The organism is Vibrio amylolyticus (genome assembly GCF_023145695.1).
Taxonomy (GTDB): domain Bacteria; phylum Pseudomonadota; class Gammaproteobacteria; order Enterobacterales; family Vibrionaceae; genus Vibrio; species Vibrio amylolyticus.
Genome location: NZ_JAJHVV010000004.1, coordinates 107,943 through 124,562 on the forward strand (window position 1 = coordinate 107,943; position 16,620 = coordinate 124,562).

The 16,620-nt window shown below is 43.7% G+C and carries 20 protein-coding genes; 5 read left to right on the forward strand and 15 right to left on the reverse strand.

Going from position 1 to position 16,620, the window contains the following annotated elements:
- Window positions 1-4: 4 nt before the first annotated feature.
- The 4 genes from cysC to cysD all read right to left on the reverse strand — a co-directional run bounded on the left by cysC (window position 5) and on the right by cysD (window position 4,881).
- Window positions 5-628, reverse strand: a complete 624-nt coding sequence (gene cysC, locus KP803_RS07420) for an adenylyl-sulfate kinase (protein ID WP_248008209.1) — start codon at window positions 626-628, stop codon at window positions 5-7.
- An 80-nt stretch (window positions 629-708) separates the two neighbouring features.
- Window positions 709-2,433, reverse strand: coding sequence for an SLC13 family permease (locus KP803_RS07425; protein ID WP_248008210.1), 1,725 nt, complete (start codon window positions 2,431-2,433; stop codon window positions 709-711).
- Between the two features lie 94 nt (window positions 2,434-2,527).
- Window positions 2,528-3,955, reverse strand: a complete 1,428-nt coding sequence (gene cysN, locus KP803_RS07430) for a sulfate adenylyltransferase subunit CysN (RefSeq protein WP_248008211.1) — start codon at window positions 3,953-3,955, stop codon at window positions 2,528-2,530.
- 17 nt (window positions 3,956-3,972) lie between these two features.
- A complete protein-coding gene (cysD, locus tag KP803_RS07435; RefSeq protein WP_248008212.1) occupies window positions 3,973-4,881 on the reverse strand; it encodes a sulfate adenylyltransferase subunit CysD in 909 nt (302 codons plus the stop codon).
- A gap of 512 nt (window positions 4,882-5,393) precedes the next feature.
- On the opposite strand from cysD, the gene cpdB reads away from it, so the two are divergent.
- The 4 genes from cpdB (at window position 5,394) to KP803_RS07455 (ending at window position 9,360) form a co-directional block, all read left to right on the forward strand.
- Window positions 5,394-7,355: a 2',3'-cyclic-nucleotide 2'-phosphodiesterase gene (cpdB, locus tag KP803_RS07440; RefSeq protein WP_248008213.1), complete on the forward strand. Its 1,962-nt coding sequence runs from the start codon at window positions 5,394-5,396 to the stop codon at window positions 7,353-7,355.
- Between the two features lie 61 nt (window positions 7,356-7,416).
- Window positions 7,417-7,977, forward strand: coding sequence for a Crp/Fnr family transcriptional regulator (locus KP803_RS07445; RefSeq protein WP_248008214.1), 561 nt, complete (start codon window positions 7,417-7,419; stop codon window positions 7,975-7,977).
- A 74-nt stretch (window positions 7,978-8,051) separates the two neighbouring features.
- Complete coding sequence (locus KP803_RS07450; RefSeq protein ID WP_248008215.1) at window positions 8,052-8,519, forward strand: GNAT family N-acetyltransferase; 468 nt, start codon at window positions 8,052-8,054, stop codon at window positions 8,517-8,519.
- On the forward strand, window positions 8,512-9,360 hold the full coding sequence (locus KP803_RS07455; protein ID WP_248008216.1) for a DMT family transporter: 849 nt from the start codon (window positions 8,512-8,514) through the stop codon (window positions 9,358-9,360). The genes KP803_RS07450 and KP803_RS07455 overlap by 8 nt, the downstream gene beginning before the upstream one ends.
- A gap of 22 nt (window positions 9,361-9,382) precedes the next feature.
- Here the strand turns inward: KP803_RS07455 and KP803_RS07460 are convergent, their stop codons facing one another.
- A complete protein-coding gene (locus KP803_RS07460) occupies window positions 9,383-9,943 on the reverse strand; it encodes an OapA family protein (RefSeq protein WP_248008217.1) in 561 nt (186 codons plus the stop codon).
- Window positions 9,944-10,178: 235 nt separating this feature from the next.
- On the opposite strand from KP803_RS07460, the gene bamJ reads away from it, so the two are divergent.
- On the forward strand, window positions 10,179-10,799 hold the full coding sequence (gene bamJ / locus KP803_RS07465) for a BamJ family beta-barrel-assembly machinery protein (protein WP_248008218.1): 621 nt from the start codon (window positions 10,179-10,181) through the stop codon (window positions 10,797-10,799).
- A gap of 188 nt (window positions 10,800-10,987) precedes the next feature.
- Here bamJ and rplQ read toward each other — a convergent pair whose 3' ends face one another.
- From rplQ to rpsE, 10 genes are all read right to left on the reverse strand, one after another.
- Window positions 10,988-11,368, reverse strand: coding sequence for a 50S ribosomal protein L17 (gene rplQ, locus KP803_RS07470; protein ID WP_248008219.1), 381 nt, complete (start codon window positions 11,366-11,368; stop codon window positions 10,988-10,990).
- Between the two features lie 26 nt (window positions 11,369-11,394).
- Complete coding sequence (locus tag KP803_RS07475) at window positions 11,395-12,387, reverse strand: DNA-directed RNA polymerase subunit alpha (RefSeq protein WP_102406581.1); 993 nt, start codon at window positions 12,385-12,387, stop codon at window positions 11,395-11,397.
- A gap of 24 nt (window positions 12,388-12,411) precedes the next feature.
- On the reverse strand, window positions 12,412-13,032 hold the full coding sequence (rpsD, locus tag KP803_RS07480) for a 30S ribosomal protein S4 (protein ID WP_248008220.1): 621 nt from the start codon (window positions 13,030-13,032) through the stop codon (window positions 12,412-12,414).
- Window positions 13,033-13,063: 31 nt separating this feature from the next.
- Window positions 13,064-13,453, reverse strand: a complete 390-nt coding sequence (rpsK, locus tag KP803_RS07485; RefSeq protein ID WP_005597095.1) for a 30S ribosomal protein S11 — start codon at window positions 13,451-13,453, stop codon at window positions 13,064-13,066.
- A 19-nt stretch (window positions 13,454-13,472) separates the two neighbouring features.
- Entirely contained in the window at window positions 13,473-13,829 is a 357-nt protein-coding gene (gene rpsM / locus KP803_RS07490; protein WP_102406585.1) for a 30S ribosomal protein S13, read from the reverse strand.
- A 146-nt stretch (window positions 13,830-13,975) separates the two neighbouring features.
- Entirely contained in the window at window positions 13,976-14,089 is a 114-nt protein-coding gene (rpmJ, locus tag KP803_RS07495; protein ID WP_000868186.1) for a 50S ribosomal protein L36, read from the reverse strand.
- Window positions 14,090-14,129: 40 nt separating this feature from the next.
- A complete protein-coding gene (gene secY, locus KP803_RS07500) occupies window positions 14,130-15,464 on the reverse strand; it encodes a preprotein translocase subunit SecY (RefSeq protein ID WP_248008221.1) in 1,335 nt (444 codons plus the stop codon).
- Between the two features lie 20 nt (window positions 15,465-15,484).
- Window positions 15,485-15,919, reverse strand: coding sequence for a 50S ribosomal protein L15 (rplO, locus tag KP803_RS07505; RefSeq protein WP_017036065.1), 435 nt, complete (start codon window positions 15,917-15,919; stop codon window positions 15,485-15,487).
- Between the two features lie 5 nt (window positions 15,920-15,924).
- Window positions 15,925-16,101: a 50S ribosomal protein L30 gene (gene rpmD, locus KP803_RS07510; RefSeq protein WP_017036066.1), complete on the reverse strand. Its 177-nt coding sequence runs from the start codon at window positions 16,099-16,101 to the stop codon at window positions 15,925-15,927.
- Between the two features lie 6 nt (window positions 16,102-16,107).
- Window positions 16,108-16,608, reverse strand: coding sequence for a 30S ribosomal protein S5 (rpsE, locus tag KP803_RS07515; protein WP_017036067.1), 501 nt, complete (start codon window positions 16,606-16,608; stop codon window positions 16,108-16,110).
- Between the last annotated feature and the right edge of the window lie 12 nt (window positions 16,609-16,620).

Below are 16,620 nucleotides of genomic sequence, written 5' to 3' on the forward strand. Positions count from 1 at the left end.
TGGCTTAATCGGCTTGTATAATGCCTTGCGCTCGAAGCTGTACAAGGCATTGTTCAACTAACTGTTCAATAGAGTATTCACCCGTTAACAAATCAATTTCAGGGTTAAGAGGCGCTTCATAAGCCGAGCTGATGCCCGTAAAGTTGCTGATCTCACCTGCCCTTGCTTTTTTATACAATCCTTTTGGGTCACGCTTCTCACACACATCCAAAGGTGCATTGACGAATACCTCTAAAAACTCGCCATTTGGCAGCATTTCACGAACTAATTGACGCTCAGAGCGGTGCGGTGAAATAAAAGCAGAAAGCACTATCAAACCTGCGTCAGCCATCAGTTTAGATAGCTCACCAATTCGACGGATATTCTCTCGGCGATCTTGTTCAGAGAAGCCAAGATCACTACACAAACCATGACGAACATTATCACCATCAAGCAAGTAAGTGTGGTAGCCAAGCTCTGCCAACTTATTCTCTAGTGCCCCAGCCACTGTAGATTTTCCAGAACCAGAAAGGCCGGTAAACCAAAGCACTGACGGTCTCTGTTGTTTTATCTTTGCACGGTACTCTTTATCAATCACATGCTGATGCCACACAATGTTTTCATCTTTTTCTGGCGTTAAAGTGGCCATAATTTACTTCCTTAAACTAAACGCTTTTTTAAACCGAGCACTCTTTCAAAGTTAACACTCAATAAATCAAAGCTTTAAAATCAAAATGGGAAAAACACAGGGATTAGGCTTAACACCAATACGGAATAGACAATAGAAATCGGTATCCCAATTCTCATATAGTCACTCAGCTTATAATTTCCTACGCTATAGACCAGTAGGTTTGTTTGATAGCCATAAGGCGAGATAAAACTCGCACTGGCACCAAAAAGGACGGCCATAATAAACGGCATGGGATCAACGTTATAACCAAGCGCCATACTGTAGCCAATAGGAAAAGCCAACGCGGCGGCCGCGTTGTTAGTCACAAGCTCAGTTAAAATGAGAGTCATTAAGTAGACTGCCACCAACGCACCAAACACACCCCAGCCATTAAAGGCTTCCATGAACATCTCTCCCATTCTAATCGAGAGACCCGAAGAGAGCATCAACTGAGCAATAGAGAGGGCAGAGCCGACAATCACCACAATGTCGATTGGAAAGCGGCGTCGAAGTTCATTGATTTTGATGGTGCCCAGTGCCAGCATAACGAGTAAGTAGACTAGCAACCCCTTGATAATAGGAACCAAATCAAGAAGTGCTAGACCAATGACCATAGCAAAACCAGCCAACACAATGCTGGATTTATTGGCATCGAGCTTTGCGCTTGAGTCTAAGTCGTTAATCAAAACAAACTCACGGCGATGGGCACGACGCTCTGATTCAAAACGCTTACCGGGTACTAGAACAAGCGTATCACCTGCGGTTAAAACAATATTACCAAGCCCACCTTCTAGTCGTTCATGACCGCGCCTAATCGCAACTACTACAGCGTCAAATCGGTCTCGAAAGTGGCTAGATTTCAATGTTTTATTACAGAAACTGGCCGATGAACTCACCACCGCTTCAACGAACCCTTGTCCATTGAGGTGATGTTGTCCAAATAGCGTTAATCCTTGTATCTCTTGCAGTGTCGCAACACTTTCTATATCACCACAAAATAACAGACGATCTTTGGCTTGAAGAACAAAATCAGGCTCTACAGAGGGCATGCTATCGCCATCGCGAATCACCTCGGCCAAAAACAATTTTCTCAATGCTCTAAGGTTATTCTCACTGATGCTCTTGTCCACCAACGGAGAACCCGGTTCAACAATCGCTTCTAAAAAATACGGCAATTCATCTTGAGCATGATCGTCGTAGTTAGGCAGTAAGTAACTTAATGGTATCAAGATAAGCACACCACCAAAAAGAACCGCTAAACCGATAAGCGTTGGCGTGAAAAAGGTTAGGCTCGGTAAGCCGACATCTTCAACAAAACTATTGATGATAAGGTTGGTAGAAGTGCCTATCAGGGTGAGCGTTCCCCCTAGAATAGCAGCATAAGAGAGTGGGATTAGCAGCTTCGATGGTGCATGTTTCTGGTTACGCTTAATCGCACCGATTAATGACACCACCACGGCAGTATTGTTGGTAAATGATGAGAGCAACGCTGTAGAGACACCCAGTTTTGCAACCACGGTCCCAAGCTTCCCCTCTGAGATATTCTGACTCACCCAGCTAATAAGTCGTGTTTTCTCTAAAGCACACGATGCTAATATCAACAATACCAGAGTCAATAAGGAAGAATTAGTGAAGTTCGTTGCGATCGATTGAAGCTCGATTGTCCCAGCCATGAAAGCTAAGAATGCTGCACCAGCAAAGATGACGCTCGGCTTTATTCGCGTGACTAACAAGCATGTGATGATGCCTAATAGCATCGCCATAACCAATCCTTGTTCCCACATAAATCATCCTTAGATAGGATAGTGACTACTCACTTCCTACTGTCACATAAATATAAGTCACCTCCGTCACAAGGCGACTTCATTAGCTACTTGATTACTTCAACAGCTGACTTAGGTCCTTGGCACCCCAGTGAGGGAAATGCTTACGAACCAATGCGTTTAGTTCAACTTCAAACGCTGAAATATTGCCAACTTGCTGCTCAACCTGAGTCAAACTCTCTCGCACTAAACCGGCACCAACGGTTACGTTAGTTAGGCGATCAATGATGATAAAACCACCGGTATCTGTACAGTGCTGATAGCTATCGACAGCGACAGATTCCGTTAGTGTCCACTCACATGATCCAATGCCGTTTAATGGCAGCTCGGCTGCAGAATGCGTCGACAGGTTATTAATATCGTATTGGTAGCGAATCGCTTCGACACGACCAACGGTTTTTTTACCCGCAATCTTAATGTCGTATTCACGTCCAGGTTGTAGTGGCTGTTCGGTCATCCAAACAACATCCGCAGCTAAGTGGTTGGTCGATTCCACCTGAGCGTCATCAAGCACGATCAAATCACCACGGCTGATATCGATCTCATCTTCCAGTGTTAAAGTCACGGCAAGACCAGCTTGTGCCTCGTCTAAATCACCATCAAACGTAACAATACGTGCAACTGACGACTCTTTTCCTGAAGGAAGAACTTTGATTTTGTCGCCAACTTTAACGGTGCCAGATGCAATCGTGCCAGCAAAACCACGGAAATCTAAGTTCGGGCGATTAACATACTGAACAGGGAAACGGAACTCACCATCCAGTTTCGACTTATCAATATCAACGGTCTCTAATAGCTCAAGTAGTGTCGGCCCTTTGAACCAGTTCATCTCTTTACTCGAAGAGGCTACATTCTCACCTTCTAATGCAGATAGAGGCAGAATCTGAATGTCAGTTTCGCCTTGCAAGTTTTCAGCAAACGCAAGGTATTCATCACGAATGGTTTCAAACGTCTCTTGTGAGTAGTCCACAAGATCCATTTTATTAACCGCTACAATAAAATGCTTAATGCCAATCAGGTTAGAGATAAACGAGTGACGACGTGTTTGATCCAATACCCCTTTACGTGCATCAATCAAAATGATCGCAACATCACAAGTTGAAGCGCCTGTCGCCATGTTACGGGTGTACTGCTCATGCCCAGGGGTATCTGCAATAATAAATTTGCGTTTCTGAGTCGAAAAGTAGCGATATGCGACATCAATGGTAATACCTTGCTCACGTTCAGCTTGTAGACCATCAACCAGTAGTGCTAAATCGGGTTTCTCACCCGTTGTACCTACACGTTGGCTATCATTGTGAACGGCAGCAAGCTGATCTTCATAAATCTGATGAGTATCATGAAGTAAGCGACCAATTAGCGTGCTCTTTCCATCATCGACTGAGCCACAAGTGAGGAATCTAAGCAGTGATTTATGTTGGTGTTGGTTTAGGTAACCTTCAATACCAAGCTCAGCAACCTGAGCTTCAATTACATTGTTCATGTTCTGTCCTTAGATCCTTAGAAATAACCTTGACGCTTTTTCAGTTCCATCGATCCCGACTGATCGTGGTCGATCGCTCGTCCTTGACGCTCACTTGAAGTAGCTACTAACATCTCTTCGATAATGCCCGGCAGCGTATTTGCTTCTGATTCAACAGCGCCAGTCAGTGGGTAGCAGCCTAACGTACGGAAACGTACATATTTTTCTTCAATCACCTCACCTTCTTGCAGTTCCAATCGATCATCATCTGCCATGATCAGCATGCCATCACGCTCAACGACTGGTCGCTTATCAGCAAGATAAAGTGGAACAATGTCAATATTCTCTAGATAGATGTACTGCCAGATATCCAGCTCGGTCCAGTTTGATAGTGGGAACACACGAATGCTCTCGCCTTTGTTGACCTGACCATTGTAGGTTTTCCATAACTCTGGACGTTGATTCTTAGGGTCCCAAGTGTGGTTCTTATCTCTGAATGAGTAAACTCGCTCTTTTGCTCGAGATTTCTCTTCATCACGACGCGCACCACCAAAGGCAGCATCAAAACCATACTTATTGAGCGCTTGTTTTAGCCCTTGAGTTTTCATGATATCGGTATGCTTAGAAGAGCCATGTTTGAATGGGCTGCACCCCATCGCCAACCCTTCTGGGTTCTTATGAACGAGAAGATCAAACCCATACTTTTCAGCAATTTTATCTCGAAACTCGATCATTTCGCGAAACTTCCAATCCGTATCAACGTGCAACAATGGAAAAGGAATTTTTCCTGGATAAAAAGCCTTACGAGCAAGATGAAGCATGACTGAGGAGTCTTTACCAATCGAGTACATCATTACTGGGTTATCAAACTCAGCAGCAACTTCTCGAATAATATGAATACTCTCAGCTTCTAGTTGCTTCAAGTGGGTTAAGCGTTGTTGATCCATATCTATTTCCTTGTAAGCCTTTAAGCTTAATTTTGTCCCTAAATCTATGGTCAGGATTGTATTGAATTGGCAGATACACTGTGGCTGAAAAAAGAACTAATCTCTCGTTTAAAGAGGCATTCACCATCGCTACAGTGCAGCACTACGAGGTGGAGCAAACCTCTATTCATGACTAAGCTTTACGTGGTTATTTGTTCAATACCTATAACCGCTTTAAATTTGTCACCATAGTGGCATCTACGCATGTAATGATTGCATTATGACCACCTCTTTATATTACTTGAAATTCTAAAATTTCATTTTTTATAACTAAAATAGCTAAGCGACATAATATTCTGATTTTCCTCTCCAATTTGGGAGGAACATTGTGTTTACATTTATGAGATCTTGTTGGCAGTTATTTAACCCAACACCACTCAAAGTCACAGTTTTACCAACGGTAGACATGTTGTTGCATTGTAATTTGTTACATTTATCAAGATTATTCTTTATCCCCCGTAATGGAGAACAAAATGAAAATGGCAGTGAAACCTATTTCGATGGCAGTCCTTGGTGGCATGTTAATGATGGCAGGCCCAGTAATGGCCGATACCATTAAGCTACGTATCATCGAAACAACTGATATTCACACTAACGTGATGGATTACGATTACTACAAAGATGTTCCATCACAAAAGATAGGTCTTGCTCGTACCGCGACATTAGTGAAGCAGGCGCAGCAAGAAGTGATAAACAGTGTTTTGGTCGATAATGGTGACTTGATTCAAGGCAGCCCTATGGGGGATTACATGGCTGCAAAGGGAATAGAATCAGGAGAAGTTCACCCTGTCTATCAAGCAATGAATCAACTTAATTATGATGTCGGCAATATCGGTAACCATGAATTTAATTACGGCCTAGAATTCTTAGCAACAACGCTTGAAGGGGCGGATTTCCCTTACGTGAGCGCTAACGTATTTGATGAGAAAACAGGTGACTTTTACTTTAAGCCTTACCTGATTAAAAGCCACAGCTTTAAAGATGTCGATGGCAACGCTCATGAAATCAAAGTGGGTTACATCGGTTTCGTACCACCACAAATCATGGTTTGGGATAAGAACAACCTAGAAGGCAAGGTTTTCGCCAAAGATATTAAGAAAATGGCAGAAAAGCTGGTTCCAGAAATGAAGAAAGCAGGCGCTGATGTTATTGTTGCGATTCCGCACTCAGGCGTCTCAACTGACCCTCATAAGTTAGGCGCAGAAAATTCTACGTATTACTTGTCTGAAGTAGACGGGATTGATGCGATTGCCTTTGGTCACTCTCACTCAGTATTCCCAGGTCGTGGCTTTGATAACATTCAAGGCATCGACAATGAAAAAGGCACGATAAATGGTGTAACAGCCGTTATGCCGGGGCGCTGGGGCAGCCACGTTGGTGTGATGGACTTAGTGCTTAAGCAACAAGATGGTAACTGGAGTGTCGTTAAAGGCCAGTCAGAAGCTCGTCCTATCTATGATAAGAACAACAAGAAATCACTGGCTAAAGCTGATGAAGGAATTGTTGAAGCGCTAAAAGACGCGCACAAAGGAACGCGTGACTTTGTAAACCAACCGATTGGTAAAGCAAATGACGTGATGTACAGCTTCTTAGCACTTGTGCAAGATGATCCTACCGTTCAGATCGTTAACCTTGCTCAAAAAGATTATGTTGAGAAGTTTATTCAAGGTGATCCTGATCTTGATGGCCTTCCAGTGCTTTCAGCAGCAGCACCATTTAAAGCAGGCGGTCGTAAAAATGATCCAGCTAACTTTACTGAAGTTGAATCTGGTCAGCTAACATTCCGTAACGCCGCCGATTTATACCTTTACCCGAATACACTTGTCGCACTCAAAGTAACAGGTCGTGAAGTTAAAGAGTGGTTAGAGTGTTCAGCGGGTCAGTTTAAACACATTGACGCAACCACAACAGCCCCTCAATCACTTATCGATTGGGATGACTTCCGTACTTACAACTTCGATGTAATGGATGGTGTTGAGTACAAGATCGATGTCACCATGGCACCAAAATACGACGGTAACTGTAAAGTTATCAATGCTGGCTCTCAGCGTGTTGTTGATCTGACTTATCAAGGTAAGCCAATTAACATGAATCAAACGTTCATTATCGCAACCAATAACTACAGAGCCTTCAGCAATAAGTTCCCAGGTACCGGCGCGGATTATATTGCGTTTGAAGCACCAGATGAGAACCGCACCGTTGTAGCAAACTACATCTCTCGTGTAAGCCAAGAGAAAGGTGAAGTGACGCCAAGTGCCGACAACAACTGGTCTTTCGCGCCAATTGACTCAGATAAAGCACTCGATATCCGTTTTGAAACGTCTCCAAGTGACAAAGCAGCGAAATTTATCCAAGAAAAAGGTCAGTACCCAATGGAGCAAGTCGCAACTGATGAGGTTGGATTTGCCGTTTATAAGATTGATCTACAAAAATAGTTAACAGTTAGATAAAGTATCAAGCCGTAGCCTTCCGCTACGGCTTTTTTATGGAGAGAATATGACTGAGCGTTTCGTAGAGTATCTAACTGACAATGGGTTTTCTCCATCAGAAGTAGCAGCAATAAAGGATTCTAGCTCCCTCATGGAGCTACCCACTCGACATATTTTAGTCAATCAAGGAGCCCATGCAGATGGAATCTACTTTGTGTTGGATGGAATATGTCATGCGAGCTACTTAACTGAAAAGGGCAAAGAGTACAGTAAAGAGTTCTATTGGGAGCTCGACTGGATGATCGGCTTTGAAAGTCTCATTAAAGATCAGCCCTCTCCTTATCTGTTGGAAACATTAACCGAAACAACACTGGTCTACTTACCTTTAAGTACCTTGCATCAATGGCGCTCAGAAAAGCACTCTATTTATCTAAAGTTACTCGAAGCCCAGTTGATGTATAAAGAGAACAAAGAACGCTTCATGTTGCTGTTTACCCCTCAAGAGCGGTATGAGTTGTTTTGCCAACATTACCCTGAATTGCATTCACGTCTAAATGATTATCAAATTGCTGCCTACTTAGGAATTACTGCAATAAGTCTTAGTCGAATTAAAAATCGAGCAGATTAATTAACAATTGTTAATGCTGGTCCAAATCAAATATTGCATAGTGACCATTCGCTGTTTTAAGGATTGCACTCTCAATGAATCAAATTACTTGGCAAAGCTTGCCTTTCGATAAGTTAACCGCCCATCAACTTTATCAATTACTCAAATTACGTGTCGATGTGTTCGTTGTTGAGCAAAACTGCCCTTACCCTGAGCTTGATGATAAGGACCATCAGCCTGAAGTTCATCATCTTTTGGGTTATGACGGAGAGAGCTTAGTCGCTTGTGCTCGTCTTCTTCCTGCAGGAATCAGTTACGAAGATGTCAGCATCGGCCGTATAGCAACCTCAGATAAAGTAAGAAGACAAGGGGTAGGAAATACCTTGGTTGAAACCGCTCTAAAGGAGTGTCACTCCTTATGGCCAAACCAATCTATTACCATTGGCGCACAAGAACATCTGGCCAATTTTTATAACACTCATGGTTTTGTAAAAATTTCAGAGATGTATCTAGAAGATGATATTCCTCATATCGACATGAGACTCGAAAAGCAACGTGCCTAAGCTCTCTGCTACCTCATTTGGGCTTCTTCTACTCGTATTAGGTAATCTAGCCGCTTCACTATCAGATGTCGCGGTTAAGCTCCTTGACGGAGGAGTCTCTCCTTTTCAATATATCTTCTTGAGGCAATTGATAACGCTCTTAGTCATCATTCCCTTTTGGTTGCGACTTGAACCTTCAAAACGAGCGATTACCAACCCCCGCATCACCCTTTTTCGCTCTAAACTCGTGTTAGTTGGCAGCAGCTGCATGATAGTAGCAATTACTCACTTACCATTAGCAACAGCAAACGCCATATTTTATGCGGCGCCATTATTGATGCTACCTCTCTCATTTTGGCTACTTAACGAAAAGCCTAATAGAACAAAGGTAATTACAACAATCGTCGGCTTTATAGGAGTACTGATTGTACTGAGACCATCAGAGTTTCATTGGGCCGCTCTTTTCGCTTTAGGTACGGCTTTAACATTGGCTTTATTCAACATTCTGGTCAGGACCATACCAAAGGAGCAACCAGTCGTAAGTACATTAATGTGGACGACACTATTTTCTCTGCCGTTGTCGGCACTTTTAGCATGGGTTTACTGGCAACCAGTAGCGTTACATCAGGTTGGATGGGTGGCGGTTAGTGCGTTGCTGATTCTTGCTTATAATGGATTGGCGGTTATGGCGTACAAAAAAACACATGCCTACCAAATCGCAATGGCAGAATATTCAGGGCTAGTATTCGTCACGTTTTTTGGAATATGGTGGTTTAGCGAGATCCCGAGCTTGTTAACGCTGATCGGAATTAGCTTGATTGTTATCCCTTTATTGCCATTAAGGAAATGGATTAGGAAATAACATCTAGATAGGCTTTTGTACGTTACTTACTACGCCCAAACCCACCGTCAGAAAGCCTAAAAAACATCACAGAATCTTTGCTCTTCTCAAGCTGTAGGATATCAAGTCTTCCATCATCAGCCAGTTTGTAGCGAACGAGCTGCCCCTGTTTAATGTGACTTAATGGTTTATCATTGCCCTCAACTTTCACTAATGCATTAAGGTCGGACATGGGTAAACCGTTAGTACGAAAAACCTGAGACAAGGTATCACCGGTCTTCACCGTGTACTCACTCCAAATATCTGACTTTGGTGAGGCTGTTTGTTGCTTAGACTGTTCACTCAGCGCCGTGGTGTTAATTGCAATTTCGACACGTTGATTCGGCGTCGTAGAGACAACCTCTTCCTTCTTTGAAGTAGGAAGAATTAACAAAATTGCGACCACTGGGGTAAGCACCATCAAAGCACGTTGATGCAGCAAAGGAAGCTGATTCCATAAAGAGAGAGCTTTTTGTCGATATGATTGCCAGTCGATTTTCTTTAATTGAGTCGTAACCAATTCAAGGTAGTCTACTTTCTGTGGCTTCTTTTTACGGCGATTCATTAATATCCGTCTCCTAAACGCATTACTCATAGTATAAAAAGCAGCAGCGTTTGAGTATATATTATTTGTAGATTCGACGTCATCGCGCAGTAAAATCTGTTAAATATTGTATCGATGTAAGATAAAGCTCACATTGTTATTGCTTAGCGGTTGGTAATCCGCTCAGCCGTTTAAACCTGATTCGTTAACTGGTATCCTGTACGCCTTAAATTTTCTTTAACTAAGAGTGACATTCATGTCTGAAGTAAAATTCGAAACTGTTGAGCAAAAAGCAAGCTACGGTATTGGTCTACAAATGGGTCAACAACTAGCTGGAAGCGGCCTTGAAGGTCTGAACGTTGACGCTATCGCTGCTGGTATTGCAACAGCTCTGACTGGTGACATGCCAGCTATTGAAGTTGATGAGATCAACAAAGCTCTTCAAGAGCTACACACTCGCGCAGAAAGTGCACGTGCAGAAGCAGCAAAAGCAGCATCTGCTGATAGTGAAGTATTCCTAGCTGACAACGCTCTACGTTCTGAAGTAACAGTTTTAGAGTCTGGTCTACAATACGAAGTGCTTACTGAAGGTACTGGTGAAGTACCAACTTCTGATAAGCAAGTTCGTGTTCACTACCACGGTGAGCTAACTGACGGTACTGTATTCGACAGCTCTGTATCTCGTGGCGAACCAGCTGAGTTCCCTGTAACTGGCGTAATCAAAGGCTGGGTTGAAGCTCTTCAACTAATGTCTGTAGGTTCTAAGTGGAAACTCTACATTCCACAAGACCTAGCATACGGTGAGCGTGGCGCTGGCGCTGCAATCCCACCATTTGCTGCACTAGTATTTGAAGTAGAACTTCTAGCGATTCTTTAAGCTATATAGTTTCTATCGTAGCTATATTGTTGAAAATCTAGCTACGGTCAAAAAATACAAAAGGGTTAGCCGTTGGCTAACCCTTTTTTAGTGCCTGCCTGTAATGAATAGAAACGAAAGTCCAGACCATATAAAGCAGATACAAAAAAGCCGAGCTTACGCTCGGCTTTTTAAGTTCATTCGAACTATTACTCAGCTGCTTCTTCTGCTACTGGGCGATCTACAAGCTCAATGTAAGCCATTGGAGCTTTATCACCAGTACGGAAACCAGCTTTTAGGATACGTGTGTAACCGCCTTGGCGGCTAGCAAAACGTGGACCTAGTTCGTTGAACAGTTTTGCAACTACTTCGTTATCACGAGTACGTGCAAATGCTAAACGACGGTTAGCAACGCTATCCGTTTTAGCTAGCGTAATCAAAGGCTCAACGACGCGGCGAAGCTCTTTTGCTTTTGGCAAAGTAGTCTTGATAACTTCATGACTAACTAGAGAGCATGCCATATTGCTAAACATCGCTTTACGATGTGAGCTGTTGCGGTTGAGTTGACGACCACTCTTACGATGGCGCATGACCTAATCCTTCTAACTAATATCGATTAATCTTCAGCGATAGACGCTGGCGGCCAATTTTCTAGGCGCATGCCCAGAGAAAGACCACGTGATGCAAGTACGTCTTTAATCTCTGTAAGAGATTTTTTACCAAGGTTAGGCGTTTTAAGTAGCTCAACCTCAGTACGCTGTACAAGATCACCGATGTAGTGAATCGCTTCTGCTTTCAAACAGTTAGCAGAGCGAACTGTTAGTTCAAGATCGTCTACAGGACGAAGTAGGATAGGATCGAATTCTGGCTTCTCTTCCTTCTCCTCAGGAACACGTACATCACGAAGATCTACGAATGCATCCAGTTGTTCAGCTAAAATAGTAGCTGCACGACGGATTGCTTCCTCAGGTTCTAGAGTACCGTTCGTTTCCATATCGATAACAAGCTTGTCTAAGTCAGTACGTTGTTCTACACGTGCCGCATCAACAGAGTAGGCAATTTTGTCTACTGGGCTGTATGTTGCGTCAACAAGTAAACGACCGATTGGACGCTCATCTTCTTCAGTATGAATGCGAGCGGAAGCTGGAACATAACCACGACCACGTTCAACTTTGATGCGCATAGCGATCTCAGCGTTGTCATCCGTTAGGTGACAAATAACGTGTTCAGGGTTTACGACCTCTACATCACCATCATGGGTGATGTCACCTGCAACCACAGGGCCTGAGCCTGATTTGTTCAGTGTAATAAACACTTCATCTTTGCCTTCGGCAACGCGAACAGCTAAACCTTTCAGGTTAAGAAGAATCTCAAGGATATCTTCTTGTACACCTTCTTTGGTGCTGTATTCGTGTAATACGCCTTCAATCTCAACTTCTGTTACAGCACAACCTGGCATAGAAGATAGAAGAATGCGGCGAAGAGCATTACCTAGAGTGTGACCGAAACCACGCTCTAACGGCTCAAGAGTTACTTTTGCGTGTGTCGTGTTGATCTGTTCGATGTCAACAAGACGTGGCTTAAGAAATTCTGTTACAGAACCCTGCATTGTGTCCTCTCTTTATATTAAACCTTACTTAGAGTAAAGCTCGACGATCAGTTGTTCGTTGATGTCAGCTGATAGGTCAGAACGCTCAGGCATACGCTTGAATGTACCTTCCATTTTGCCAGCATCTACTTCAATCCAAGTTGGTTTCTCACGTTGTCCAGCAACTTCTAGAGCAGCAGTTACACGAGCTTGCTTTTTAGCTTTCTCGCGAATTGAAACAACGTCGTTCGCCGAAACTTTGAACGAAGGAACGTTTACAACGTTACCGTTAACTAGGATAGCTTTGTGGCTAACTAGTTGACGAGATTCAGCGCGAGTTGCACCAAAGCCCATGCGGTATACTACGTTGTCAAGACGACCTTCAAGAAGCTGAAGTAGGTTTGCACCTGTGTTGCCTTTAAGGCGAGCAGCTTCTTTGTAGTAGTTACGGAATTGTTTTTCTAGAACGCCGTAGATACGACGAACTTTTTGCTTCTCACGAAGCTGAACGCCATACTCAGATAGACGACCGCGACGAGCGCCGTGTACACCTGGTGCGTTATCAATTTTACACTTGGTATCGATCGCACGTACACCAGACTTAAGGAATAAGTCTGTGCCTTCGCGACGGCTAAGCTTAAGCTTAGGGCCCAAATATCTTGCCATGATTCTTCTCCAATATTCCTAAAAACGAAACTTAAACGCGACGTTTCTTAGGTGGACGACAACCGTTATGAGGGATTGGTGTAGCATCAACAATGTTTGTGATGCGGTAACCAGCAGCGTTCAGTGCGCGAACAGTAGATTCACGACCTGGACCTGGACCCTTAACCATAACTTCCAAGTTCTTAAGACCGTATTCTTTAGCCATTTCAGCACAACGTTCAGCAGCAACCTGTGCAGCGAACGGAGTAGATTTACGAGAACCACGGAAACCAGAACCACCAGCAGTAGCCCAAGCAAGAGCATTGCCTTGGCGATCTGTGATAGTTACGATTGTATTATTAAAAGAAGCATGGATGTGCGCTACGCCATCAGCTACTTGTTTGCGTACGCGCTTACGCGCGCGAGTTGGTTGTTTTGCCATTGTACTCTACCTTATCCGACTATTTCTTGATCGGCTTGCGCGGACCCTTACGGGTGCGAGCGTTGGTTTTAGTACGCTGTCCACGTAGTGGTAGACTGCGACGATGACGAAGACCGCGGTAACAACCAAGGTCCATAAGACGCTTGATGTTCATCGATACTTCACGACGTAGATCACCTTCTACAGTGTATTTAGCTACACCATCACGCAGTTGATCGATCTGTTCTTCAGTTAGTTCACTGATCTTAACATCTTCAGCGATACCTGCTTCAGCTAGAATAGCTTGAGAGCGGGTTTTGCCGATGCCGAAAATTGCTGTTAAAGCAATTACAGCGTGTTTTTGATCAGGAATGTTAATGCCAGCTATACGGGCCACTATTCACTCCTAGTACTTTGATAAAGAATTATCCGCAGCAGAGCCCGTGAGGATACGCTGCGGCATACTACTTCTTTTGCACGCAAAAGGTAGGCCGAGGAATATACTCGACGCTACCTAATTTTACAAGTAAAAATTTCTGCTAATTAGCCTTGGCGTTGTTTATGCTTTGGCTCACTGCAAATCACGCGAACGACACCGTTACGCTTGATAACTTTACAGTTACGGCAGATTTTTTTAACGGAAGCACGAACTTTCATTGCTAAACTCCGTAAATGAAATCTTCAGTCTAGAGTCGTATTAACGACCGTAGCCCTTCAGATTTGCTTTCTTCAACACAGAATCATACTGTTGTGACATCAGATGAGTCTGTACCTGTGCCATGAAATCCATGATAACTACCACTACGATTAGTAGTGAAGTGCCGCCAAAGTAGAAACGTACGTTCCACGCGACCATCATGAACTCAGGAATCAGACAGATAAAGGTAATATATAGAGCACCCGCAAGGGTAAGTCTAGTCATAACTTTATCAATGTATTTTGCTGTCTGCTCACCTGGGCGGATACCGGGTACGAATGCACCAGACTTCTTCAAATTATCTGCCGTTTCACGCGGATTGAAAACCAATGCCGTGTAAAAGAAACAGAAGAAAATGATTGCTGCTGCATAAAGCATTACGTACAAAGGCTGACCTGGGCTTAGAGCCAAAGACACATCAGTTAACCAACCGAATGTGCTGCTTTCGCCATTTTGACCAAACCATTGTGCTAATGTTCCTGGGAACAAAATGATGCTTGATGCAAAAATCGCTGGTATTACACCTGCCATATTAATTTTAAGTGGCAAGTGAGAACTTTGTGCTGCAAAAACTTTACGACCTTGTTGACGCTTCGCATAGTTAACGACGATACGACGTTGACCACGCTCCATGAAAACGACGAAGTAAATAACAGCAAAAGATAATACCGCAATCAACAATAGAAGAAGTACGTGCAATTCACCTTGACGCGCTTGCTCAATTGTTTGTCCGATTGCCGAAGGCAACCCAGCAACAATACCTGCAAATATAAGTAACGAGATGCCGTTACCAATTCCACGCTCTGTAATTTGTTCACCTAACCACATTAAGAACATGGTGCCGGTTACTAAACTTACGGTAGCAATTAGCGTAAACATGGTTTGGTTGATAACAACCAGATTGTCGACCATGTTTGGTAGGCCAGTTGCAATACCTATGCCTTGGAATGTTGCAAGTACAAGCGTGCCATAACGCGTATATTGGCTTATCTTACGACGGCCTGCTTCACCCTCTTTCTTGAGTTCGGCTAACGCTGGATGAACTACAGTTAGCAATTGGACAACAATAGATGCCGAAATATACGGCATGATGCCCAATGCTAATATAGATGCACGCTCAAGAGCACCACCGGAGAACATGTTAAACATTTCTACGATGGTACCTTTTTGCTGATCGAACAAATCGGCAAGTACAGCTGCGTCAATACCAGGAATCGGCACAAAAGAGCCGGCTCGGAATACTAAAAGTGCACCAATTACGAATAATAAGCGCGACTTTAGTTCACTTAAGCCGCTCTGAGCACTACGAAAATCTTGTCCTGGTTTCTTAGCCATCTGTACCTCGTTCCTCGAGATTATTCCTCGATTTTACCGCCTGCAGCTTCGATTGCAGCTTTAGCGCCTTTAGTCACGCGTAGACCTTTAACAGTTACCGCTTTACCAATTTCACCAGAAAGAACGATTTTTGCAAATTCGATGTTCTTAGTGATGATGTTAGCAGCTTTAAGGCTGTTAAGATCAACAACGTCACCTGTTACTTTCGCTAGCTCAGCTAGACGAACTTCAGCAGACACTAGGCTCTTACGAGAAGTGAAACCGAATTTTGGTAGACGTTGTTTCAAAGGCATTTGACCGCCTTCAAAACCTGGACGAACAGAGCCGCCAGAACGTGACTTTTGACCTTTGTGACCGCGGCCACCTGTTTTACCAAGGCCAGAACCGATACCACGACCTACACGCTTCTTAGAAGGTTTAGAGCCAGCAGCCGGTGATAGAGTATTCAAACGCATTCTGATTACTCCTCAATCTTAACCATGTAGTAAACCTTGTTGATCATACCGCGTGTACACGGAGTATCTTCAAGTTCTACTGTATGGTTGATGCGACGAAGGCCTAAACCCTTTAAGCACGCTTTGTGCTTAGGTAGGCGACCAATTGAGCTTTTAGTTTGAGTTACTTTAATAGTTGCCATTGTGTTCTACTCCGAAATACTTTCAACAGTTAGACCACGCTTAGCAGCAACCATTTCTGGCGACTTAACATCTACTAGACCAGCAACAGTTGCGCGAACAACGTTGATTGGGTTTGTAGAACCGTACGCTTTCGCAAGTACGTTGTGTACACCAGCAACTTCAAGCACTGCACGCATAGCACCACCGGCGATAACACCAGTACCTTCTGCTGCAGGTTGCATGTAAACTTTAGAGCCCGAGTGACGACCTTTCACCGCGTGGTGAAGAGTGCCTTCGTTAAGTGCGATAGTAACCATGTTACGACGCGCTTTTTCCATTGCTTTTTGAATCGCAGCTGGTACTTCACGTGCTTTGCCGTAACCGAAACCAATGCGACCATTACCGTCACCAACTACTGTTAGTGCAGTGAAGCTCATGATTCGACCGCCTTTAACCGTCTTAGATACACGGTTAACAGCGATTAGCTTTTCTTGCAAATCACTAGCTTGTTGTTGTTCTTTAGCCATCTTCCAACCCTA